The sequence below is a fragment of the Rodentibacter myodis genome, assembly GCF_001999305.1.
Taxonomy (GTDB): domain Bacteria; phylum Pseudomonadota; class Gammaproteobacteria; order Enterobacterales; family Pasteurellaceae; genus Rodentibacter; species Rodentibacter myodis.
Window position 1 is genome coordinate 29,708 of sequence record NZ_MLHQ01000026.1, and the last position, 22,169, is coordinate 51,876.

At 41.5% G+C, this 22,169-nt stretch carries 25 protein-coding genes and 4 tRNA genes; 20 read left to right on the forward strand and 9 right to left on the reverse strand.

The genetic code is table 11. The features are described from left to right. The first annotated feature begins 100 nt into the window (after window positions 1–100). Window positions 101–436: a YegP family protein gene (locus BKL49_RS10005; protein WP_077425031.1), complete on the forward strand. Its 336-nt coding sequence runs from the start codon at window positions 101–103 to the stop codon at window positions 434–436. A gap of 4 nt (window positions 437–440) precedes the next feature. On the opposite strand, the gene BKL49_RS10010 is transcribed toward BKL49_RS10005, so the two are convergent. Further along, window positions 441–1,145, reverse strand: coding sequence for a class I SAM-dependent methyltransferase (locus BKL49_RS10010; protein ID WP_077425034.1), 705 nt, complete (start codon window positions 1,143–1,145; stop codon window positions 441–443). 25 nt (window positions 1,146–1,170) lie between these two features. Between BKL49_RS10010 and gloB the strand changes: the two genes are divergently transcribed. The 7 genes from gloB (at window position 1,171) to BKL49_RS10045 (ending at window position 4,552) form a co-directional block, all read left to right on the forward strand. Continuing rightward, a complete protein-coding gene (gene gloB, locus BKL49_RS10015) occupies window positions 1,171–1,872 on the forward strand; it encodes a hydroxyacylglutathione hydrolase (protein ID WP_077425036.1) in 702 nt (233 codons plus the stop codon). Window positions 1,873–2,000: 128 nt separating this feature from the next. Continuing rightward, window positions 2,001–3,323, forward strand: coding sequence for a glutamyl-tRNA reductase (gene hemA, locus BKL49_RS10020; RefSeq protein WP_077425038.1), 1,323 nt, complete (start codon window positions 2,001–2,003; stop codon window positions 3,321–3,323). Then, window positions 3,307–4,038 (forward strand): phosphodiester glycosidase family protein, encoded by a 732-nt coding sequence (locus BKL49_RS10025; protein WP_077425040.1) that lies wholly within the window; start codon window positions 3,307–3,309, stop codon window positions 4,036–4,038. The genes hemA and BKL49_RS10025 overlap by 17 nt, the downstream gene beginning before the upstream one ends. A gap of 122 nt (window positions 4,039–4,160) precedes the next feature. Beyond that, window positions 4,161–4,237: transfer RNA gene (locus BKL49_RS10030), tRNA-Met, on the forward strand. A 3-nt stretch (window positions 4,238–4,240) separates the two neighbouring features. Continuing rightward, window positions 4,241–4,325: transfer RNA gene (locus tag BKL49_RS10035), tRNA-Leu, on the forward strand. A 30-nt stretch (window positions 4,326–4,355) separates the two neighbouring features. Then, window positions 4,356–4,430: transfer RNA gene (locus BKL49_RS10040), tRNA-Gln, on the forward strand. 47 nt (window positions 4,431–4,477) lie between these two features. Next, window positions 4,478–4,552, forward strand: a tRNA-Gln gene (locus BKL49_RS10045). A 103-nt stretch (window positions 4,553–4,655) separates the two neighbouring features. Here the strand turns inward: BKL49_RS10045 and prfC are convergent. After that, window positions 4,656–6,239: a peptide chain release factor 3 gene (gene prfC / locus BKL49_RS10050; RefSeq protein ID WP_077425043.1), complete on the reverse strand. Its 1,584-nt coding sequence runs from the start codon at window positions 6,237–6,239 to the stop codon at window positions 4,656–4,658. Window positions 6,240–6,422: 183 nt separating this feature from the next. Here prfC and BKL49_RS10055 point away from each other — a divergent pair, with 183 nt between their 5' ends. The 12 genes from BKL49_RS10055 to iscX all read left to right on the forward strand — a co-directional run bounded on the left by BKL49_RS10055 (window position 6,423) and on the right by iscX (window position 16,185). Further along, complete coding sequence (locus BKL49_RS10055) at window positions 6,423–7,295, forward strand: phosphoribosylaminoimidazolesuccinocarboxamide synthase (RefSeq protein ID WP_077425045.1); 873 nt, start codon at window positions 6,423–6,425, stop codon at window positions 7,293–7,295. A gap of 184 nt (window positions 7,296–7,479) precedes the next feature. After that, entirely contained in the window at window positions 7,480–8,814 is a 1,335-nt protein-coding gene (argG, locus tag BKL49_RS10060) for an argininosuccinate synthase (protein ID WP_077425047.1), read from the forward strand. 293 nt (window positions 8,815–9,107) lie between these two features. Further along, a complete protein-coding gene (trmJ, locus tag BKL49_RS10065) occupies window positions 9,108–9,851 on the forward strand; it encodes a tRNA (cytosine(32)/uridine(32)-2'-O)-methyltransferase TrmJ (protein ID WP_077425049.1) in 744 nt (247 codons plus the stop codon). 50 nt (window positions 9,852–9,901) lie between these two features. Next, window positions 9,902–10,351, forward strand: coding sequence for a Fe-S cluster assembly transcriptional regulator IscR (gene iscR / locus BKL49_RS10070; RefSeq protein WP_077425051.1), 450 nt, complete (start codon window positions 9,902–9,904; stop codon window positions 10,349–10,351). Between the two features lie 56 nt (window positions 10,352–10,407). Beyond that, window positions 10,408–11,622: an IscS subfamily cysteine desulfurase gene (locus BKL49_RS10075; protein WP_077425053.1), complete on the forward strand. Its 1,215-nt coding sequence runs from the start codon at window positions 10,408–10,410 to the stop codon at window positions 11,620–11,622. 66 nt (window positions 11,623–11,688) lie between these two features. Further along, window positions 11,689–12,072, forward strand: coding sequence for a Fe-S cluster assembly scaffold IscU (iscU, locus tag BKL49_RS10080; protein WP_077425055.1), 384 nt, complete (start codon window positions 11,689–11,691; stop codon window positions 12,070–12,072). 60 nt (window positions 12,073–12,132) lie between these two features. After that, window positions 12,133–12,456, forward strand: a complete 324-nt coding sequence (gene iscA, locus BKL49_RS10085; RefSeq protein ID WP_077425057.1) for an iron-sulfur cluster assembly protein IscA — start codon at window positions 12,133–12,135, stop codon at window positions 12,454–12,456. 11 nt (window positions 12,457–12,467) lie between these two features. Further along, window positions 12,468–12,989: a Fe-S protein assembly co-chaperone HscB gene (gene hscB / locus BKL49_RS10090; RefSeq protein ID WP_077425059.1), complete on the forward strand. Its 522-nt coding sequence runs from the start codon at window positions 12,468–12,470 to the stop codon at window positions 12,987–12,989. 45 nt (window positions 12,990–13,034) lie between these two features. Beyond that, entirely contained in the window at window positions 13,035–13,721 is a 687-nt protein-coding gene (locus tag BKL49_RS10095; protein WP_077425174.1) for a DUF2625 domain-containing protein, read from the forward strand. A 26-nt stretch (window positions 13,722–13,747) separates the two neighbouring features. Next, complete coding sequence (hscA, locus tag BKL49_RS10100) at window positions 13,748–15,607, forward strand: Fe-S protein assembly chaperone HscA (protein ID WP_077425061.1); 1,860 nt, start codon at window positions 13,748–13,750, stop codon at window positions 15,605–15,607. 39 nt (window positions 15,608–15,646) lie between these two features. Continuing rightward, the gene (gene fdx / locus BKL49_RS10105) at window positions 15,647–15,988 is read left to right on the forward strand and encodes an ISC system 2Fe-2S type ferredoxin (protein ID WP_077425063.1); all 342 of its coding nucleotides are present in this window, start codon (window positions 15,647–15,649) and stop codon (window positions 15,986–15,988) included. Then, window positions 15,988–16,185 (forward strand): Fe-S cluster assembly protein IscX, encoded by a 198-nt coding sequence (gene iscX, locus BKL49_RS10110; protein WP_077425065.1) that lies wholly within the window; start codon window positions 15,988–15,990, stop codon window positions 16,183–16,185. Before fdx ends, iscX begins: the two co-directional genes overlap by 1 nt. A 91-nt stretch (window positions 16,186–16,276) precedes the next feature. Here the strand turns inward: iscX and BKL49_RS10115 are convergent, their stop codons facing one another. From BKL49_RS10115 to dnaA, 7 genes are all read right to left on the reverse strand, one after another. Next, complete coding sequence (locus BKL49_RS10115; RefSeq protein WP_244151991.1) at window positions 16,277–16,954, reverse strand: alpha/beta hydrolase; 678 nt, start codon at window positions 16,952–16,954, stop codon at window positions 16,277–16,279. Continuing rightward, on the reverse strand, window positions 16,945–17,631 hold the full coding sequence (locus tag BKL49_RS10120) for a DsbA family oxidoreductase (protein WP_077425069.1): 687 nt from the start codon (window positions 17,629–17,631) through the stop codon (window positions 16,945–16,947). The genes BKL49_RS10115 and BKL49_RS10120 overlap by 10 nt, the downstream gene beginning before the upstream one ends. 78 nt (window positions 17,632–17,709) lie before the next feature. Further along, the gene (locus BKL49_RS10125; RefSeq protein ID WP_077425070.1) at window positions 17,710–18,021 is read right to left on the reverse strand and encodes an ArsR/SmtB family transcription factor; all 312 of its coding nucleotides are present in this window, start codon (window positions 18,019–18,021) and stop codon (window positions 17,710–17,712) included. A 133-nt stretch (window positions 18,022–18,154) separates the two neighbouring features. After that, window positions 18,155–18,403, reverse strand: coding sequence for a hypothetical protein (locus BKL49_RS10130; RefSeq protein ID WP_077425072.1), 249 nt, complete (start codon window positions 18,401–18,403; stop codon window positions 18,155–18,157). A gap of 128 nt (window positions 18,404–18,531) precedes the next feature. After that, on the reverse strand, window positions 18,532–19,614 hold the full coding sequence (gene recF / locus BKL49_RS10135; RefSeq protein ID WP_077425074.1) for a DNA replication/repair protein RecF: 1,083 nt from the start codon (window positions 19,612–19,614) through the stop codon (window positions 18,532–18,534). A gap of 1 nt (window position 19,615) precedes the next feature. Continuing rightward, window positions 19,616–20,716, reverse strand: a complete 1,101-nt coding sequence (dnaN, locus tag BKL49_RS10140) for a DNA polymerase III subunit beta (protein WP_077425076.1) — start codon at window positions 20,714–20,716, stop codon at window positions 19,616–19,618. A 10-nt stretch (window positions 20,717–20,726) separates the two neighbouring features. Then, window positions 20,727–22,103 (reverse strand): chromosomal replication initiator protein DnaA, encoded by a 1,377-nt coding sequence (gene dnaA / locus BKL49_RS10145; RefSeq protein ID WP_077425078.1) that lies wholly within the window; start codon window positions 22,101–22,103, stop codon window positions 20,727–20,729. Window positions 22,104–22,169 lie beyond the last annotated feature (66 nt).

A 22,169-nucleotide genomic window follows, 5' to 3' on the forward strand; every position in this document is an offset into this window, starting at 1 on the left:
TATGACTTGTTTTCTTTAAATTTTAAGCGTAAATTGGTTCTGCCTGAAATTTTTTCAGGCAAAATATGATGAAATATTTATCCATAATAGGAGGAAAAAGATGGCTCAAGGATTTTATGAATTAAAAATCGCGAAAGATGGTCAATTTATGTTTAATTTGAAAGCAACAAATGGACAAATTATTTTGACCAGTGAACTGTATAAAACAAAGGCCTCTGCATTGAATGGGATTGCTTCTGTGCAAAAGAACGGCATTGATGCGAAGAATTTTGAATATCGCGTTGCTAAAAGCGAAAAGCCTTATTTTGTTTTAAAAGCGGCAAACCATCAGGAAATTGGACGTAGTCAGTACTATTCTTCGCAAGCCGCTGCTGAAAAGGGCGTTGAATCTGTGATAAACAACGCTTCTTCTGAAACGATTAAAGAAGCAGAATAGTAATTTATTCACTCCTGACTTCTTTAAACACATTTGCCGGCTCTAAAAAAGCCGGCATTTTTGACCGCACTTTTTCGGTATCCAGCGTGAGCGGATAGGTTCGTTTTTGCGCCACAATTAGGGTTAAGGGTGAAAATGGGGTAGGCTGAGAAGAATGAATGGCAAGATTTTTCTGTTCTAAAATTTCAAAATTAAGCAATTCCAACCAATCGATGATTCGCCAAGCGGGATATTGGCGGAAAGGGAAGTCGCCCAGTTTTCGTTTGAAAATAAGCGGGCTTAATGGATTAAATAAGGAAAGAAAAAGCCAACCGTCATTCGTTAGCACACGATGAACTTCACGCAGAATTTGATGGGGATCTTGAGCAAAATTGAGAGTGTTTGCCAAAAAGCAGGCGTGAATTTCTTTTTGAATGAAGGGTAAAGCGGTTAAGTTTGCCTGAATTAAACTGTCGCAAGGGGTTAAAAGTGCGGTCAAATTCGGTGAAATTTTTTCGCTGATAAGCATTTGATGGCGCATAGGTAATTGGGTTTGTACTTCTGCACTTAACGCACCAAGTTTTAAAATTTGGTAGCCCAAAATTTTTGTCAGCCAAGGCGCAAAAGCCTTTTCTAATGCGTTACAATACGCGACACCTTGCGGCAGTTGTTGCCAGCTTGTTGGCATTGAAAAAGGTTGCTTTGCTTTTGCCTGATGTTTAATAAACATTGAATATCCTAATAAGAGAGGAAGTATGTTAGTTGCTTTGCCTGCATTGAATGACAATTATATTTGGCTTTATCAACGGGAAAATTTGCCCCTTATTATTGTCGATTTACCTGAGACGGACAAGCTCTTTGCGTGGCTTGATACACATAATTTACCCATTGAGGCGGTGTTGCTTACGCACGAACACAGCGATCATACACAAGGTGTGGCGGCATTTAAAATGCGTTATCCAAATGTACCGATTTATGGTTCGCAAGAATGTGCGGGAAAAGGGGCTACACATATTGTGAATGAGGGTGAAATTATCACGCCTCATTATCACATTCAGGTGATCCCAACCGGTGGGCATACGGCACAACACGTGAGTTTTTTACTGGATCAACATTTATTTTGTGGTGATGCGTTATTTTCAGCCGGTTGCGGGCGTGTGTTTACCGGAAATTATGCACAAATGTTTGAGGGATTACAGCGTTTGAAAGCATTGCCTGATGAAACCGTGGTTTGCCCCGCACACGAATATACTTTGAGTAATTTAGCCTTTGCCGAAACGGTTATTTCAGATAAAAGTGCGGTTAAAAATCATCGTATTTGGGTAAAACATCAGCTTGCAGAAGGAAAACCAAGTCTCCCCACTTCCTTAAAATTGGAAAGAAGTCTTAATCCTTTTTTACAGGCAAAAAGTCCGGAAGAATTTACCGCGTTGCGAAAAGCAAAAGATGTTTTCTAACTCTTTTGTGTTATTTAAAACGGATTGTGGCGTGTTGATTTGCTCAATGCGTTACAATTCATTAAAATAGTCGGCAGTTATTTTTCTTTTACCGCACTCAAAAGTGCGGTCATTTTTTGAATCTATTTATGACCCTTCTTGTTCTCGGCATTAATCATAAAACCGCTTCTGTTTCCGTTCGGGAAAAAGTCGCTTTTTCAGAGGAAAAGCGAAACCTTGCCTTGCAACAAATTCAGGCACAAAACCTTGCGGAAGGTGCGGTCATTCTTTCAACCTGTAATCGCACGGAAGTGTATTTGCACCATCGTCAAATTTCACCGCAGGAATGTGATCACTGGCGACAAGAGGCAGAAAAATGGTTTGCCGATGTTCATCAACTTCCATTATCGGAATTGCAACCCAGTATTTACACTCATCAAAATCAGCAGGCGGCAAATCATTTAATGCGGGTTGCCTGTGGGTTGGATTCGTTGATTTTAGGTGAGCCTCAAATTCTGGGACAGGTAAAACAGGCTTTTCAAATAACGGAAGAATACTATCAAAACGCCCATTTACCGCTTTCCGGCGAACTTTCCCGTTTGTTCCAAAAAACCTTTTCTACGGCAAAACGGGTGCGTACCGAAACCAATATTGGTGAAAGTGCGGTGTCCGTTGCTTACGCGGCTTGTAGTTTGGCGCGTCAAATTTTTGAATCCTTACGTGAGCTGAATATTTTATTGGTGGGAGCCGGGGAAACCATTGAATTGGTGAGCCGCCACTTATTGCGTCACGGTGTCAAAAAATTAATGATCGCCAACCGCACCTTGGCTCGAGCAGAGCAGTTGGTGGCAAAATTGGAAACAGATACGCCCATTGATGTGTTTTCTTTAGACGGGCTGCAAGAACCCTTAAATCAAGCGGATATTGTCATTAGTTCAACAGGCAGTCCAAATGTGTTGATTAGCCAAGAAATGGTGAAAACCGCGCAGAAAAAACGCCATCATTCTCCAATGTTGTTAGTGGATATTGCGGTGCCGCGTGATATTGATGAAACCGTGGCGAAGTTGGACAGTGTATATCATTATACGGTGGACGATTTACAAGATATTATCCGCCGTAATTTGAGCCAACGGGAAGAAGCCTCCAAACAAGCGGAAGGCATTATTGCAGAGGAATGTAGGGATTTCTTTGAATGGCTGAAAGTTCATCAATTTTCTAATTTAATCAGACGTTATCGCGAAGAGGCGGAGCATACGCGTCAAGATTTGTTGGAAAAGGCATTGCAACATTTGCAACAAGGGGGAAATGCGGAAGCTATTTTGCAGGAATTAAGCTATAAATTAATGAATAAATTGATTCATTCGCCCACACAAACAATGCAATCAATGATGAAAGCCGGTAATGCGGAGGGATTGCACTTGTTTTCTAACACCTTGAATCTTTCTCATTCCGTTGATGAAAAAAACAATTAAAATTTTGACCGCACTTTGCGCTTTTCTTATCTTTCCTTCACAAGCATCGTACCGCACCTTTACCGATACCGACATCACTTATGGTATTTTTCAGGCAAATCCTGCAGAAGTGCGTTTTCACTGGCGGGATAGTGAAGGAAAAGACTATCGTTCTCTGACAAATTTAAAGCGGGCATTAGAAAAAAATTATCAGGTGAAGATGATTATGAATGGCGGCATTTATAGTAAAAATAATGTGCCGGCAGGGTTATGGATTGAAAACGGTAAAGAATTAAACCCACTCAATACAAAGCGGGGGAGTGGCAATTTTCACGTTCAGCCAAATGGTGTTTTTGCTTTGGTTGGAACGCGGCCTTATATTCTCACCACAAAAGCCTACCAACAGAAAAAATTAAAGCCAACCTTTGCAATGCAATCCGGCCCGATGTTATTGATTGAAGGGAAAATTAATCATCAGTTTAGACCGACTTTGGCAAGTTATCACAAGCGTAATGCGGTGTGTTTGGATAAGAAAAACCGATTGTTTTTTATTTTAACGACTCAAGGTCAGCCCAATCTTTATAGGTTTAGCCAAGGATTGCAGAAAATCGGTTGTTATAATGCGCTTTATTTAGATGGGACAATTTCAAATTGGTATATCCCCAATCAGTTCAATAGTTTTCACTGGCATTATTTTGTGGGAATGATTTCTGTGACGGAAATGCATAAAAAATAACAAAAGCGTTTTTTTTATAATCAAATAAACTTTAAATTCAGATTTTTTGAAAAAAATGATTGACGAGGTTGGGGCAAATCCGCATAATACGCCCCGCAAAGCTGATATGGTTGGCAAATAATGGCTACATAGCTCAGTTGGTTAGAGCACAACACTCATAATGTTGGGGTCGCAAGTTCGAATCTCGCTGTAGCCACCATTTGCGGGACTGGCGAAATTGGTAGACGCACCAGATTTAGGTTCTGGCGCCGAGAGGTGTGTGGGTTCAAGTCCCTCGTCCCGCACCATTTATTTGCTTTGTTATTCAAAATAGTTGTTGGGGTATCGCCAAGCGGTAAGGCACCGGGTTTTGATCTCGGCATCCCTAGGTTCGAATCCTAGTACCCCAGCCATACTATCCTAAAACTTTTCTTATATTCTTAATTACAAGAATTTCTGTTGGGGTATCGCCAAGCGGTAAGGCACCGGGTTTTGATCTCGGCATCCCTAGGTTCGAATCCTAGTACCCCAGCCATCTTTCGTTTCTAATATCAATATTCTGAATTTTACTAATTGAGTTATTTCTTTTTTTGCGCATAAAAAATGCGATCAAAATTGACCGCACTTTCATCGCTAAATTAATGTTCTCTGGTTTTAAAGAATTCAATATCGGGATAACGTTCTTGAGCAAGATTTAGATTAACCATTGTTGGGGCGATATAGGTTAAATTATCACCGCCGTCTAACGCTAAATTTTGTTCATTTTTACGTTTAAATTCTTCAAATTTTTTCGCATCACTACATTCCACCCAACGGGCTGTGGCGACATTCACATTTTCGTAAATCGCTTCAACATTATATTCCGTTTTTAGGCGGGAAACGACCACATCAAATTGTAATACACCGACCGCTCCCACGATTAAATCATTATTCATCAATGGACGGAATACTTGCACCGCACCTTCTTCCGAAAGTTGTACCAAGCCTTTCAAAAGCTGTTTTTGTTTGAGCGGATCTTTTAAACGAATACGGCGAAATAGCTCCGGTGCAAAGTTTGGAATACCGGTAAATTTTAAGTTTTCGCCTTGTGTGAAAGTATCGCCAATTTGGATTGTGCCGTGATTATGTAAGCCAATAATATCGCCTGCATAGGCTTCTTCTGCGTGAGAGCGATCGCCTGCCATAAAGGTTAAGGCATCAGAAATCACCACATCTTTGCCAAGACGAACGTGTTTGAGCTTCATTCCTTTTTCATATTTCCCTGACACAACCCGCATAAAAGCAACGCGGTCGCGGTGTTTGGGATCCATATTCGCTTGAATTTTAAATACAAAACCGGAAAATTTTTTTTCCGTGCTTTCCACCGTGCGGGTATCTGCTTGACGGGGTTGTGGTTTTGGCGCCCATTCCGTTAAACCATCAAGGAAATGATCCACACCAAAGTTCCCCAATGCCGTTCCGAAGAATACCGGCGTGAGTTCACCCTTAATAAAGGCATCGTGTTCAAATTCGTTACTTGCCCCCTGTACCAATTCCAATTCATCACGCAGTTGTTGGGCTAAATCATCGCCTACTGCCGTATCTAATTCAGGGTTATCCAAGCCTTTGACAATACGCACTTCTTGAATGGTTGACCCTTGTCCGGATTGATAAAGATAGGTTTCATCTTTGGCGATGTGGTACACCCCTTTGAATAATTTCCCACAGCCAATAGGCCAAGTGATTGGGGCGCAACGGATTTTCAACACGTTTTCTACTTCATCCAATAATTCCATCGGATCGCGAATATCACGGTCAAGTTTGTTCATAAACGTGATGATAGGGGTATCACGCAAGCGGGTAACTTCCATCAATTTGATTGTGCGTTCCTCAACCCCTTTTGCCGAGTCAATGACCATCAAACAGCTATCCACTGCGGTTAAAGTGCGGTAGGTATCTTCCGAGAAATCTTCGTGTCCCGGTGTGTCCAGTAAATTGACCAAGCAATCGTTATAGGGAAATTGCATCACGGAAGTGGTAATGGAAATCCCACGTTGTTTTTCCATTTCCATCCAGTCGGATTTGGCGTGGGCGGTAGAACCTTTCCCTTTTACCGAACCGGCGGTTTGGATCGCATTTCCGTATAAAAGCACTTTTTCGGTAATGGTGGTTTTACCGGCATCGGGGTGGGAGATAATTGCAAAAGTGCGGCGTTTGTTCACTTCTTCTAAAGGGTAGCTCATAATTTTTTCTTCATTTGTTCAATTAAAAATGCGGGCTATTTTCGCTGATTTTGAGATTTTGCTCAAATCAAATTGGGGAAAATTCGGCGAATTTGGTTGTTTTGATAAAAATAGCAAACGTTTGCCTAAAAAGTGCGGTACAATACGCGCTGATTTTTTATTGCGACAAAAAGGTGTAAACCAATGACACAACAGAATACAACATTAAGCCTGAAAAAAATCTATTCGGGAAAAGTGCGTGATCTTTACGAAATTGATGATAAACGTATGCTGATGGTGGCGACCGATCGCCTGTCGGCATTCGATGTGATTTTAGATGAACCGATTCCGCGTAAGGGAGAAATTCTCACGCAAATTTCCAATTTTTGGTTTAGCAAATTGGCACATATTATGCCAAACCATTTTACCGGTGACTCTGTTTATGATGTGTTGCCAAAAGAAGAGGCGGATTTCGTGAAAGATCGTGCCGTGGTGTGTAAACGATTAAATCCAATAAAAATTGAATCTATTGTACGTGGTTATTTAACAGGCAGTGGCTTAAAAGATTATCAGCAAACCGGCACCATTTGTGGTTTGAAATTACCGGCAGGTTTGGTGGAAGCGAGCAGGTTACCCGAACCGATTTTCACGCCTTCAAGTAAAGAAGAAGTGGGCAATCACGACATTAACATCAGTTATGCGGAATGTGAAAAATTAATTGGTGCGGAATTGGCGGCACAGGTGAAAGAAAAAGCCATTGCGCTTTATACAGCAGCGGCGGAATATGCGTTAACCAAAGGTATCATCATTTGTGATACCAAGTTTGAATTTGGTTTGGATGAAAATGGCACGCTCACCTTAATGGATGAAGTGTTGACACCGGATTCAAGCCGTTTTTGGGCGATAGATTCCTATAAAGAAGGAATTAATCCGCCGTCTTTTGATAAACAATTTGTGCGTGATTGGCTGGAAAGTAGTGGTTGGAATAAACAACCGCCTGCCCCAAAACTACCAACGGAAGTTATTGAGAAAACCGTGGCGAAATATCAAGAGGCGTTGGATCTTTTGACGAAATAATCGATGAAATCCCTGCAAGAAAGGCGGGGATTTTTATGGTTCAACATAAAAGAAGGGTGGATAAAAATTGAGAGTGAAATAGGGAAATCGCTAGACAAAAAACAAAAGTGCGGTTATATTTCTGTGCGTTTTTATTCACATAAAATGATTAAATATTCACACTCATATTCAATAAGGAAAAAATATGTCAAATACGATTTTACAAGGTTTACCTAAAGGTCAAAAAGTAGGCATTGCCTTCTCCGGTGGTTTGGACACCAGTGCGGCGTTACTTTGGATGCGTCAAAAAGGGGCGGTGCCTTATGCCTACACCGCAAATTTGGGTCAGCCTGATGAAGAAGATTACAATGCCATTCCGAAAAAAGCGATGGCTTATGGGGCAGAAAATGCACGTTTAATTGATTGTCGTGCGCAACTGGCTCACGAAGGGATTGCGGCGATTCAATGCGGTGCATTTCATATTTCTACCGGCGGTATTCCTTATTTCAACACCACTCCGCTTGGTCGTGCAGTAACGGGAACAATGCTGGTTGCGGCAATGAAAGAAGATGACGTGAATATTTGGGGAGACGGCTCAACTTTTAAAGGGAATGATATTGAACGTTTCTATCGTTATGGTTTATTAACCAATCCAAAATTAAAAATCTACAAACCTTGGTTGGATGATCAATTTATCCAAGAATTGGGTGGGCGTTTTGAAATGTCCCAATTCTTAATTGAAAACGGTTTTGACTACAAAATGTCGGTAGAAAAAGCCTATTCAACGGATTCCAATATGCTTGGTGCAACCCACGAAGCCAAAGATTTGGAAGAATTAAGCACCGGTATGAAGATTGTCAAACCAATTATGGGTGTGGCATTTTGGGATGAAAGCGTTGAAATCAAACCTGAAACCGTGACCGTGACTTTTGAAGAAGGCGTGCCGGTGGCATTAAACGGTAAACGCTTTGATGATGCGGTTGAAGTGATTCTTGAAGCAAATCGCATTGGTGGTCGCCACGGATTGGGAATGTCGGATCAAATCGAAAACCGCATTATTGAAGCAAAATCCCGTGGTATTTATGAAGCCCCGGGAATGGCATTGTTGCACATTGCTTACGAACGTTTACTCACCGGTATTCACAATGAAGATACCATCGAGCAATATCGTATTAATGGGTTGCGTTTAGGTCGTTTACTATACCAAGGTCGTTGGTTCGATCCGCAAGCCTTAATGTTGCGTGAAACGGCACAACGTTGGGTGGCAAAAGCAATCACCGGTACTGTGACGTTGGAATTACGCCGTGGTAATGACTTCACCATTTTAAATACCGAATCACCAAACTTAACCTATGAAGCAGAACGCCTCAGTATGGAGAAAGTGGAAGATGCGCCATTTGATCCGATTGATCGTATCGGTCAATTAACAATGCGTAATTTAGATGTGGCAGATACCCGTGGCAAATTAGGAATTTATGCGGAAACCGGTTTACTTGTGGCTGGTAAAGATTCTGTGTTGCCACAGTTAGGGAAAAAATAATCAGATTGTAGAAAATCATTCCGGATCTGATAAATCATCATAAAAGTGAGAGTTTCCATTTAAGATATGAGTGTTAAATTTAATCTTAGGAAACTCTCTTCTTTATTATCACTTGTAGAAGTATCGCGAAATCCTGTCCTTTTTTCATTATTTTAGATGTCAATTTACCTTCCCATCATAAGGTTCTCATTCAATCAATAAGCCACCTTTATACTCAAAATAGAAAATTCTAGGCTGTAAATTTGGTTCGTTATGATAGAATACCCACAAATTTTAGTCAGACTATAATGCGAATGTTTAATCATATCCGAATTGTGCTTGTGGAAACTTCCCATAGTGGAAATATCGGCTCTGCCGCACGTGCAATGAAAACGATGGGGCTTTCCCAATTATATTTAGTGTCCCCCAAAGCCGTTGATGAACAATCCATCGCTCTTTCAGCCGGTGCGGAAGATATTGTAAGGGCTGCACATATTGTTTCGGAGTTTGATGAAGCGATTGCGGATTGCTCCCTTGTAATCGGCACAAGCGCACGTTTGCGTCATTTACAAAATACCTTAATTGAACTGCGTGAATGTGGCGAAAAAGTGGCAATGCAGGAAGGAAATATCGCCATTGTTTTTGGGCGTGAACGGGTAGGATTGCATAATGATGAATTGCTTAAATGCCACTATCACCTTACGATTCCGGCAAATCCTGATTATTCATCATTAAATCTGGCAATGGCAGTTCAATTAGTTTGCTATGAATTGAGAATGGCGTTCTTAACGCAAAAAAATAATATTGCACCACTTTCTTTAATTGGTGAAATTAATAATAGTGAGAATCGGCAGGCGACTGCTCAAGAAATGGAATATTTTTTTGCGCATACAGAACGGGTTTATCAAACACTTGGATTCATTCAAAATCAAGGCGTTATGCAAAAATTAAGACGATTATATTTGCGTTCAAAACCTGAAAAAAATGAACTCAATATTTTGCGTGGAATGCTAAGTGCGGTTGAAAAACACTTAAATTTGACCAAGTCAGATAGTTGACTATTTTAGTCTGATATGTGAACATTGGCGCAATTTTTTAAGGACACTTTATGAAACTTACTTCAAAAGGGCGTTATGCAGTAACGGCAATTTTAGATGTCGCATTAAATGAGTCTAATGGGCCGGTAAGTCTTGCAGATATTTCCGAACGCCAAAATATTTCACTTTCTTATTTAGAACAACTCTTTGCTAAATTACGCAAAGACGGTTTGGTGAAAAGTGTGCGCGGCCCGGGTGGTGGTTATCAACTCGGTTTGCCTAGCGGGCAAATTTCGGTGGGAATGATTATTTCGGCAGTCAATGAAAATATCCACGTGACCAAGTGCTTAGGACACGGGAATTGTCAGAATGGTGCAGAATGTTTAACCCATACCCTTTGGGAAGCACTCAGTAACCATATTGAAAGTTTCTTAAATAAGATTACTTTAGCGGAATTGCTCAATAAGCGTGGGGCTAAATTTCAATCTCATCGTGATTTTGAAAATTTATTGAGTCAATAAAAGGAAAGTAGCCACACCCAAAGTGCGGTTAAATTTGGAATGATTTAGGAGTAAAAATGAAATTACCTATTTATTTGGATTATGCAGCAACTTGCCCAGTGGATGAACGCGTTGCGAAAAAAATGATGGAATATTTAACCATTGACGGCACATTCGGTAACCCGGCATCCCGCTCTCATAAATTTGGCTGGCAGGCAGAAGAGGCAGTCGATATTGCCCGTAATCAAATTGCCGATTTAATCGGTGCAGATTCCCGTGAAATTGTGTTCACCTCCGGTGCGACAGAATCCGATAACTTGGCAATTAAAGGTGCAGCCCATTTTTATCAAACCAAAGGCAAACACATCATCACCTGTAAAACCGAACATAAAGCAGTGCTTGATACTTGCCGTCAATTAGAACGTGAAGGCTTTGAAGTCACTTATTTATCACCGGAATCCGATGGTTTAATTGATTTGGAAAAATTCAAAGCGGCACTTCGTCCGGATACGATTTTAGTTTCCATTATGCACGCCAATAATGAAATTGGTGTATTACAAGATATCAAAGCCATTGGTGAACTTTGCCGTGCAAACAAAACGATTTTCCACGTAGATGCAACGCAAGCCGTGGGAAAAGTTGACATTAATTTGGCGGAATTACCGGTGGATTTACTTTCCATGTCCAGTCATAAACTTTATGGGCCAAAAGGTATTGGTGCGTTATATGTTCGCCGTAAACCACGTGTACGTTTAGAGGCGATCATTCACGGTGGCGGCCACGAACGTGGTATGCGTTCAGGTACTTTACCGGTGCATCAAATTGTTGGTATGGGTGAAGCCTATCGCATTGCAAAAGAAGAAATGGCAACCGAAATGCCACGCTTAAAAGCCCTTCGTGATCGTTTATATAACGGCTTAAAAGATATTGAAGAAACCTATGTAAACGGTTCAATGGAACACCGTTTGGATAATAATCTCAACATCAGTTTCAACTACGTAGAAGGCGAGTCATTAATGATGGCATTGCGTGATATTGCGGTGTCTTCCGGTTCTGCCTGTACTTCGGCAAGCCTTGAACCTTCTTATGTGTTACGTGCGTTAGGCTTAAATGATGAATTGGCACACAGTTCCATTCGTTTCACACTTGGTCGCTATACCACAGAAGAAGAAATTGATTACACCATTGGTTTAGTCAAAGGTGCGGTGGAAAAATTACGTGCGTTATCCCCATTATGGGATATGTTCAAAGAAGGCGTGGATTTAAACACCATTGAGTGGTCTGCGCACTAAAATTCCGTTGCTGCCGGATTGATATTATCGGCAGCATTTTTAATCTGTTAAGAAAGGAAAGTTAAAATGGCTTACAGCGAAAAAGTAATTGATCATTATGAAAATCCACGCAATGTGGGATCAATGGATAAAAAAGACAGTTCGGTCGGAACAGGAATGGTTGGTGCGCCGGCTTGTGGTGATGTAATGCAGCTCCAAATCAAAGTCAATGAAAGCGGCATTATTGAAGATGCAAAATTTAAAACTTACGGTTGTGGCTCGGCGATTGCCTCAAGTTCATTAATTACCGAATGGGTAAAAGGGAAATCCTTAGAAGAAGCGGGTGCAATTAAAAATAGTCAAATTGCCGAAGAACTTGAATTACCGCCGGTGAAAGTGCATTGCTCTATTTTAGCGGAAGATGCCATTAAAGCGGCAATTGCCGATTACAAAGCAAAACAAGGCGAATAATACCAATAACACAAAAGTGCGGTTAAAAATGACCGCACTTTTACTGATTTTGAGGAGAGTATGAGTATTACATTAACAGAAAAAGCGGCACAACGTGTGAAAGCTTTTTTAGATAATCGTGGTAAAGGCATTGGCTTACGTTTAGGCGTTAAAACCTCTGGTTGCTCAGGCTTGGCATACGTTTTGGAATTTGTCGATGTGTTAAACGATGAAGATCAGGTGTTTGAACAACACGGTGTGAACATTGTGGTTGATCCGAAAAGTTTGGTTTACCTAAATGGCATTGAATTAGACTATGTAAAAGAAGGTTTAAACGAAGGTTTCAAATACAATAATCCAAACGTTAAAGAATCTTGCGGCTGCGGTGAAAGTTTCCACGTTTAAGGTGAAATATTATGCTAAATCCTTTTAAAGTTTTCGATTTACCGGTTGATTTTCAACTGGATATGCAAACCCTAAATACACGTTATCTGGCATTGCAAAAACAATTACATCCGGATAATTTTGTGTCTGAAGGGGCGGCGGAACAACGCATTGCTATGCAAAAATCTACCGAAGTGAATGATGCCTTAAAAACGTTAAAAGATCCGATTTTGCGTGCCGAAGCGATTGTGGCACTGAATACCGGCGAACAACAAAATCTTGAGCAAAAAAGTACACAAGATGTGGCGTTTTTAATGCAACAGTTACAATGGCGGGAACAATTAGAAGCGATAGCCTCACAAAAAGATGAGCAGGCATTAAGCCTTTTTGCCAAAGAAATCAAACAAGAAACGAAGCAATTATTGACGGCACTTTCTGACAGCATTTTGGCGCAACAATGGCAGCAAGCCACGCAGCTCTGTGATAAGTTACGCTTCACTCGTAAATTAACAGAAGAAATTGAGCGGGTGGAAGAACGCCTTTTCGATGTTTAAGTGCGGTCAACATTTTTCTCTTTTTAATGACACAATCTATCAATGATGCAAACTCTCGAACAACTTACCCTTCCCGAACATTCTGCTTGGCCAACGCTTTCCCAATGGATTGCACAGGCGCGGAATGATTGTCAGGTTATCAAAAAAGATCAAGGCAGTGCCGAACGTGAAATTTTTACAATGCAAATGCCAACTTCTTCCCCAATGGGCTCGGTGATTTACGAAACCGGTGGTATTTTGATTCATCACGGCTGGTTACGCATTTTAGGTTCGGGCAGTTTTAAATTACCGCGTGGTTTAATGGATTGGAATTTCAGTAAATCTTTCAGCGAATCTGGTGAGAAACCTCAATATTTATTGGTTGCCGATGATGTGATTGGCGGTTATTTCGCCTTAAATGGCGGCTCATTGGGGCAGGCACTTGGTAAAATCTATTATTTTTCACCGAAAGATTTAAGTTGGCATAATCTCAATTTTACCTATACAGAATTTTTGGCTTGGGCGTTAAATGGCGATCTTGAGGCTTTTTACCAAGGGCTATTTTGGCAGGGCTGGCAGGAAGACGTGAAACAGTTGGATGGCAATCAGGTTTTTGTCTTTACCCCTGATTTGGCAGAAGATAAAAATAGGGCTATTGATCAACGACAAAAACGTGAAGTGAACATTGAAACCCACTACAATGCCGCTTTTGCGGAAAAAGAAAAATTTGAAATGGCGTATTCTGTCGCCTAATTGATTGAGATTAGAAAAGAAATATTATGGCACTATTACAAATTGCAGAACCCGGACAAACTGCCGCACCGCATCAACATCGTTTAGCGGTGGGGATTGATTTAGGCACGACAAATTCACTTGTGGCGGCGGTGCGTAGCGGTCAAGCTACCATTTTAAATGATGAACGGGAGAGAAGCCTTGTTCCCTCTGTTGTGCATTATGGCAACGCAGAAAAACAAGTCGGCGTTGAGGCTTTTGCACAGGCGTCCTCTGATCCGCAAAATACGATTATTTCGGTAAAACGCTTAATTGGTCGCAGTCTTGAAGATGTGCAAAAACGCTATGCCTCTCTGCCTTATGAATTTGCCGCAAGTGAAAACGGTTTACCCTTAATTCTCACCGCTCAAGGGAAAAAAAGTCCGGTGGAAGTGTCCGCCGATATTCTTTCCCGCTTAAATCAAATTGCAGAACAACGTTTGGGCGGCGAATTATCAGGTGTTGTTATTACCGTGCCGGCGTATTTTGATGATGCACAACGCCAAAGCACCAAAGACGCAGCACGTTTAGCCGGCCTTAACGTGTTGCGTTTATTAAACGAACCGACCGCCGCTGCCGTAGCTTATGGTTTGGACAGCGGACAGGAAGGTGTGATTGCCGTTTATGATTTGGGTGGCGGGACTTTTGATATTTCGATCTTACGTTTATCCAAAGGCGTTTTTGAAGTGTTGGCAACAGGCGGTGATACGGCATTAGGCGGCGATGATTTCGATCATTTAATTGCCGATTGGGTGGTGGAACAAACACAATCCAAACCACAAAATGCAAATCAACAACGTGAACTGTTAACCCTTGCGAATCAAGCCAAAATTGCCTTGAGTAATGAGGAAAGTGCGGTCATTTCTTGGCGGGATTTTTCTGTTACGCTGAGCCGTGAGCAATTTAATGAACTGATTCATCCACTGGTAAAACGTTCTTTACTCACCTGTCGCCGAGCATTAAAAGATGCCAATGTCGATGTTGAAGAAGTCCAAGAAGTCGTGATGGTAGGCGGTTCAACCCGTGTCCCTTACGTGCGTGAACAGGTTGGTGAGTTTTTTGCTAAAACGCCTTTAACTTCTATCGATCCGGATAAAGTGGTTGCGTTAGGGGCGGCAATTCAAGCGGATATTCTTGTCGGCAATAAAACAGATTCCGATATGTTATTGCTTGATGTGGTGCCGCTTTCACTCGGCATTGAAACAATGGGCGGATTGGTCGAAAAAATCATTCCACGCAATACCACCATTCCCGTTGCACGAGCGCAAGAATTCACCACTTTCAAAGACGGTCAAACGGCAATGAGCGTTCACGTATTGCAAGGCGAACGGGAGCTTGTTGAAGATTGCCGTTCTTTAGGACGTTTTACCTTACGGGGTATTCCGCCAATGGCAGCCGGTGCCGCGCATATTCGCGTAACTTATCAAGTGGATGCCGATGGTTTGTTGAGTGTAACGGCAATGGAAAAATCCACTAAAGTGCAGGCTTCCATTCAAATTAAGCCCTCTTACGGATTAACCGATGAAGAAGTGACGGCAATGATTAAATCTTCTTTTGATAACGCCCAAGAAGATTTACAGGCACGTGAATTGGCTGAACAACGGGTGGAAGCAGACCGTGTGATTGAAAGCGTGATTGTCGCTTTGCAGGCAGACGGTGCGGAATTATTAAGCGAGATGGAATTTCACCAAATTGAAGTAGCCTTGAAAAAATTAATGGATGTAAAACAAGGTATGGATCGCGATGCGATTGCACAGGAAATCAAAGCATTGGATACGGCAACGCAGGAATTTGCGGCACGCCGAATGAATGCCTCGATTAATAAGGCGCTTACCGGTAAAAAGGTGGCGGAGATTGAGAAACCGTAAAAGTGCGGTCAAATTTTAAATTATTTTGAGGAAAGTATTATGCCAAAAGTTGTTTTTTTACCGAATGAAGAATTTTGTCCGGAAGGTATGGTCGTAGATGCCGCTACCGGTGAAAATTTATTGGAAGTGGCACATAATGCCGGTGTGGAAATTCATCACGCTTGTGATGGTTCCTGTGCTTGTACCACTTGCCACGTGATTATTCGTGAAGGTTTTGATTCTTTAAATGAAACTAGCGATCAAGAAGAAGATATGCTGGATAAGGCTTGGGGATTAGAAATGGATAGTCGCCTTTCTTGCCAGTGTGTGATTGGTGATGAAGATTTGGTTGTCGAAATTCCAAAATATAATTTAAATCACGCGAACGAGGCAGCACACTAATGAAATGGACAGATGCACAATATATTGCAGAAGAATTGTACGATCGAAATCCGGAGCTTGATCCCAAAACCGTTCGGTTTACCGATTTACACCAATGGATTTGTGAATTAGAGGATTTTGATGATGATCCGCAAAAATCAAATGAAGCAATTCTGGAAGCCATTTTATTAAAATGGTTAGAAGAATATGAAGCATAGTCTGTTCATTGTCTGCTTTAAAATAAAACCGCCTGATTGATTCAGGCGGTTTTTCGTTATTTCCAATTTATTCACAAGAAAGTTGATGAAATCAACGGAGGGAATTTATCCATTCGGCAAGATCAGCCACTTCCGGCTCAACAATATAATGTCCGATAGGATATTGTTTTGCCACAAGTGGTCGATTTTCTTGTGATAATGACAACATTCCTTGTTTAAATTCTGTGAGACTAATCACATTATCCAGCTCTCCGTGAGCAAGAAAAATTGGGGTTTGTCGGTTTTCATTCCTTTGATGTTGTGCAATCCAAGAGGCAATAGGGAGATAGCCGGACAATGCAAATATGCCCCCTAATTTATGGGGATAAAGCAAGCCGGACAAAAGCGATAATGCCCCACCTTGTGAAAAACCACCGATGATGACCTTATCCATTTCAATCCCTTGTGTATTCAGCTCATCCAGAAGTGAATGTACATAGCTCATTGCACTTAACAGACCATTTTGATCCTGCTGTTGTAAAAAGCTGCCTTTAGGGAGATTGTACCAACCGGAAACCCTTTGATTATCCGCCCAATCCACAGAACGAAGCGGCGCACTGGGCAAGATAAAATGGCTTGGTGTTGCCAACATTTCATTTAAATATTGGGCAATGGGTAAAAACGCCCGCCCGCTACCGGTTAGACCGTGCAGTAAAATGATATGTCGTTTGGCATTAGGGCTGCCCCATTTTAATGGTTCAGCCCTAGGCGTAAAGGGCATTATTGGCATCCGTCAATCCCACAACTTGCACCTTCAATCAAGGTCGGTTCGCTTTCTGCCTGCGCCGCTTGCTGTAAGGCATTTAAGAAAATGGAGACTGGTTGTGAGCCGGCAAGTTCCGTTTTTCCATCAATTAAGAAGAAAGGCACGGCTTGAACGCCCATTTTTTGTGCCTGTAATTGATCGGCTTTAGCGGAATCGGCATATTCGTCAGAGGCTAACATTGCTTCCACTTCATTGCGATCTAACCCCACTTCAACGGCAAAGCTGATGAGATTTTCACGATCGGCAAGGGGAAGGTTATCGGTAAAATAGGCTTTGAATAAACGCTCGTTCATCGCTTCGCCTTTGCCTTTTGCCGCCGCAAAATGGGTAAGACGGTGTGCGTCAAAGGTGGCAGTATTTTGTACATTTTCATAGTTCATCGCCAATCCAACCCGTTTGGCAAGGATCTCAATATTGCGGATCATTTCCATTGCCCCTTCAGGCGTTTTGCGATATTTCCACTCAATGCGTTGTTGCGTTGTGGTTTCCACTTTTTGTGGAGCTTGCGGATAAAGCTCAAAAGTGCGGTAGATAATTTCAACATTTTCATCCCCTTCAAATTTTTCGAGGGCTTGTTGTAATTGGCGTTTGCCAATGTAGCAAAACGGACAGGCATAATCAGACCAAATTTCAATTTTCATAAATTACTCCATCTTTAAATCTAAAAATATAGATGTATTAAGTTTTTAAAAAACGCCGTAATCGGCGTAATGATTGCGTTATAAAGTTTGTTGCAAATGTTGTAAAAATTCAGAAATGGCTTGAGCGTTGTAGCGGTAGTAAGTCCATTTACCACTGCGTTTCATTTCCACCAATCCCGCTTTTTTGAGTGAATTCAAATAAGCGGAAACAACGGATTGTGCTAGACCGGTTTTGATGGTCATTGCTTGCACACATACGCCACCTTCCGTATCAATTGCCTCTGCGGTAAATTCTGCCGATCTAAAATGTTGTTCCGGTGATTTTAACCATTGCAACATTTGTAAGCGGGTTTCATTGGAGAGGGCTTTTAATACTTCTGTAATATTCACGCATTGTTCCTTAACTTTATAATGGCGGCTATTATAAATCTATAAAAATAGATTTGTAAATATCTTTTTTGACACAAGTGAAAAAAATCACCTGTATCCTCTATTTTTCCGATTGATTGAGGAGGGATTTTATCTATTGTGCTTCGTCATTGATGGGGATTTGAAAGGTTTTCCCTTCCAATTTTTTGGCTTCATTGTTTAATTGTTCAAGAATTTTTTCTTTGTTTTTATTGATTGCTTCTGTCAATTTAGCGTATTGCTCTGGTGTCCAGTTTACATTTTGTTGGGGGCTTGTCGGTGTGGGTTTGGCTTGATCTGCTTGAATATTTACACAACCGGATAGGGTTGATCCGGCAATAAAGAGCGCAAAGTAGTTTTTCATTAAGGGTATCCTTGACTGAAGAAGTTTAGATTGAGAAAAATTATTGTGGAACCTAATGTTCAGCGGCGGATTAGACCAAATGTTACCGGCAATGTTCAATGTAAAGTGCGGTCAATTTTTCGGTAATTTTAACTTGATAGCGGTGTAATCATGCCTTCTTTTACTTCAAATAATCGACCGCTTTCCATTTGCATTTCTTTTAGTTGCCCTTGAGTGATGGCGGTGATAAATACCTGTGAATGACTTTGTTGTAATCGTTCTGCGAGTAAAGCACGTTTGACTTGATCGAGTTCGGACGCGAAATCGTCAATTAAAAAAATACAAGAGCGTTGCTTTTCTTTCATTAAATGCTCCCCTTGGGCGAGGCGTAATGCACACATAAGGAGTTTTAATTGACCGCGTGAAAGTACATCTTCCACCGGTAAACCGTTCGCTTTAAAACGAAAATCTGCTTTTTGAGGGCCGGAAAAGGTGTAGCCTAGGGCTTTATCCCGCTCAAAATTTTGCGCCAGCAATTCGCCGTAGTCGGTATCTTTCTCCCAACCTTGGTGAAAACTCAGGTTAATTTCTAATTCCGGTAAAAAGAGCTGGCAGGTTTGCTCAATTTCTGGGCGTAAGGCTTCGGCGTATTCGGCACGCCAGAGGCTGACTTGATGGGCGAGTTTTGCCAATTCAATATCCCATACCTTTATTGCGGCATAAGGTTGGTGCTGATTGAGAGCAGCATTGCGCTGCTTTAATAAGCGATTGAGATTGCTCCAAGCGGAATGGAAATGGTTATGATGATGAAATAATCCCCAATCTAAAAAAGCACGGCGATAACTAGGGCCGCCATTTAGTAAAGTTAAGCCTTCAGGGGTGATCAGTTGCATTGGGAGCAAATGAGCAAGATCGGCGATTTTATTCCCTTCTTCGCCATTAATTTTTACCAATGTATTACCTTGGCGTAATTTTTGCAGCCCCACCGACCATTGATGGTGGCTTTCCTGAATTTGTCCGAATAGGGTAAAGTGTGGTTCGTTATAAGAAATAATGCGATTTGTGACCGCACTTTTGAAGGAACGACCGTGTCCTAAATAAAAAATAGCTTCAAGCAAGCCGGTTTTACCACTGCCGTTATTGCCCACCAAAAAGTTAAAGCCGTGATCAAACTCCAGATCCACGGCATTTAAATTTCTAAACTTTTCAATGAGCAAGCGGGAAATAGCCATTTTATAGACGCATTGGCATAATCACATATTCACTACTGCTATCTTCGCAATTTTCAATTAAGCAGCTTGAAGACGCATCCGTTAAACGAATACGTACTTGCTGGCATTTGAGGGCGTTTAAAACATCCAAAATATAGGTAACATTAAAGCCTACTTCCAATTCTTCTCCGCTGTAAATGACATCAACAATTTCTTCTGCAATTTCGTGTTCAGGGTTGGAGGCGGTGATTTTTAGCTGATTTTCACTTAAATTTAATCGCACGCTACGCACACGTTCGTTAGAAAGAATAGAGGCGCGAACAAAGGCTTGTTTTAAGGATTCCCAGTTGCCTTCTACAATTTTGGTGGCATTGCGTGGTAACACACGGCGATAATCAGGGAAGCGACCGTCAATCAATTTTGAGGTAAACACAATATGATTGAGATGAATACGAAGATTATTTGTGCCGATTTGTAAACGTGCCGGCTCATCACTGCTTTCTAAGAGGCGATTTAATTCCAATACGCCTTTGCGTGGCAAAATGACCGCGTGGCTTTGTAATTCTTGTTCCAATGGAATGGTGCAAACGGCGAGGCGGTGTCCATCGGTGGCAACCGTGCGGAGTAAGTTTCCTTCCGTTTCAAATTTCATTCCATTTAAAAAATAGCGCGCGTCTTGGTTTGCCATAGAAAATTGGGTGGCTTCAATTAGGCGGCGCAAGGTATTTTGAGGTAGGGCAAAATCCACTTCCGATTGCCAATCTGTAAGGTTTGGATATTCCTCGGCAGGGAGAGTGGTGAGATTAAATTTACTTCTGCCGGATTCCACAATGGCACGATCTTCTTCGAAGGTTACCGTAATTTCAAATTCATCGGATAATGTGCGGCAAATATCGAGGAATTTTTTTGCCGGAATGGTAAAGGTACCATTTGCCGAGGAAGATGAAAGTTGTGTTTGGCTGGAAAGTTCTACCTCTAAATCCGTACCGGTGATGGTTAATTGATTATTTTCAATGTGTAACAACACATTGTTGAGAACCGGAATATTCGGGCGACTACTTAATACGCCACAAACTTGTTGTAATGGCTTTAAGAGATTTTCTCTTGAAATACTAAATTGCATTGCAGGCTCCTTATGCGGACAAGGTGCGAATTAAATTCGCCCAATCTTCTTGAATACTGTTATCTTTTTCTCTAAATTTTGGCACTTCACGGCACGCATTAAGCACTGTCGTGTGATCCCGATCAAAAGCACGACCAATTTCAGGCAGGCTGCGATTGGTGAGTTCTTTGGCTAACGCCATCGCGATTTGGCGTGGGCGTGTGACGGAACGTTGACGGCTTTTGGATTTTAAATCCGACACTTTGATACGGTAATACTCCGCCACGGTTTTTTGAATGTTATCAATGGTGACCAAACGTTCTTGTAAGGCAAGAATATCTTTTAAGGTTTCGCGTACAAAATCGATATTAATCTCGCCGCCTTTGAAATCTTGCATTGCTTTTACACGATTGAGCGCACCTTCAAGCTCGCGCACATTGGTGCGTAAACGTTGCGCAATGAAAAACGCCACTTCTTCAGGCAGATGCATTTGATGCTCTTCTGCTTTTTTCAACAAAATGGCGACACGGGTTTCCAAATCAGGCGGTTCAATTGCCGTGGTTAAACCCCAGCCAAAGCGTGATTTTAAGCGTTCTTCTATTTTTTCAATTTCTTTAGGATAGCGATCGGAGGTTAAAATGATTTGCCGACCGGTTTCAAATAAGTTATTGAAAATATGGAAAAATTCTTCTTGGGTTTTCTCTTTTTCGGCAAAAAATTGAATATCATCCACAAGCAAGGCATCTAAAGAACGGTAGAATTTTTTGAATTGCTCCATATTGTTATCACGCATCGCTTTTACCATATGTTGCATAAAATTATTAGCGTGAATATAAAGCACGCGTGCATTGGGTTTGTTGGCTAAAATACCGTTCCCGATAGCGTGCAATAAGTGGGTTTTGCCTAATCCCGTTCCACCATATAAAAAGAAAGGATTTGCCGCAGGCTCACCCGGTGCCAACGCAAGTTTTTGACCTACGGCACGTGCAAGTTGGTTGGATTTCCCCTCAACAAAATTTTCAAACAGGTGTTTGGTATTGAGGTGTGATTCAAATTTTATCGGTTTTTCAATTTCAGGCTCAAAATTGACCGCACTTTCGTTTAATTGACGATTTTGTTGCGATTTTGTCGGTGTGCTTGGTGCGGGCTGGCGGGCAGGTTTCACCCCTTCTTTTAAAATAATTTGCAGATTGGGATTTTGGGCGAGAGTTTGGCAAATTTGATGAATTTGTGCCAAATAATGGGTTTCAACCCAACCTTTTACAAACATATTAGAGGCATAAAGAATAATTTGATCGTTGGAGATGACATCCGCCTGTAAAGGGCGTAGCCAAGTGCTTAAATCGGTAGCGGAAACTTGATCTTGTAGTTGAGAAAGGCAATCTTGCCAAAGATTGGAAAGGCTCACGATAAACTATCCTTAGATTATTTTCTTATTGCTTGTTCTGGAATTGTTGGATTCGCACCTAAAGTG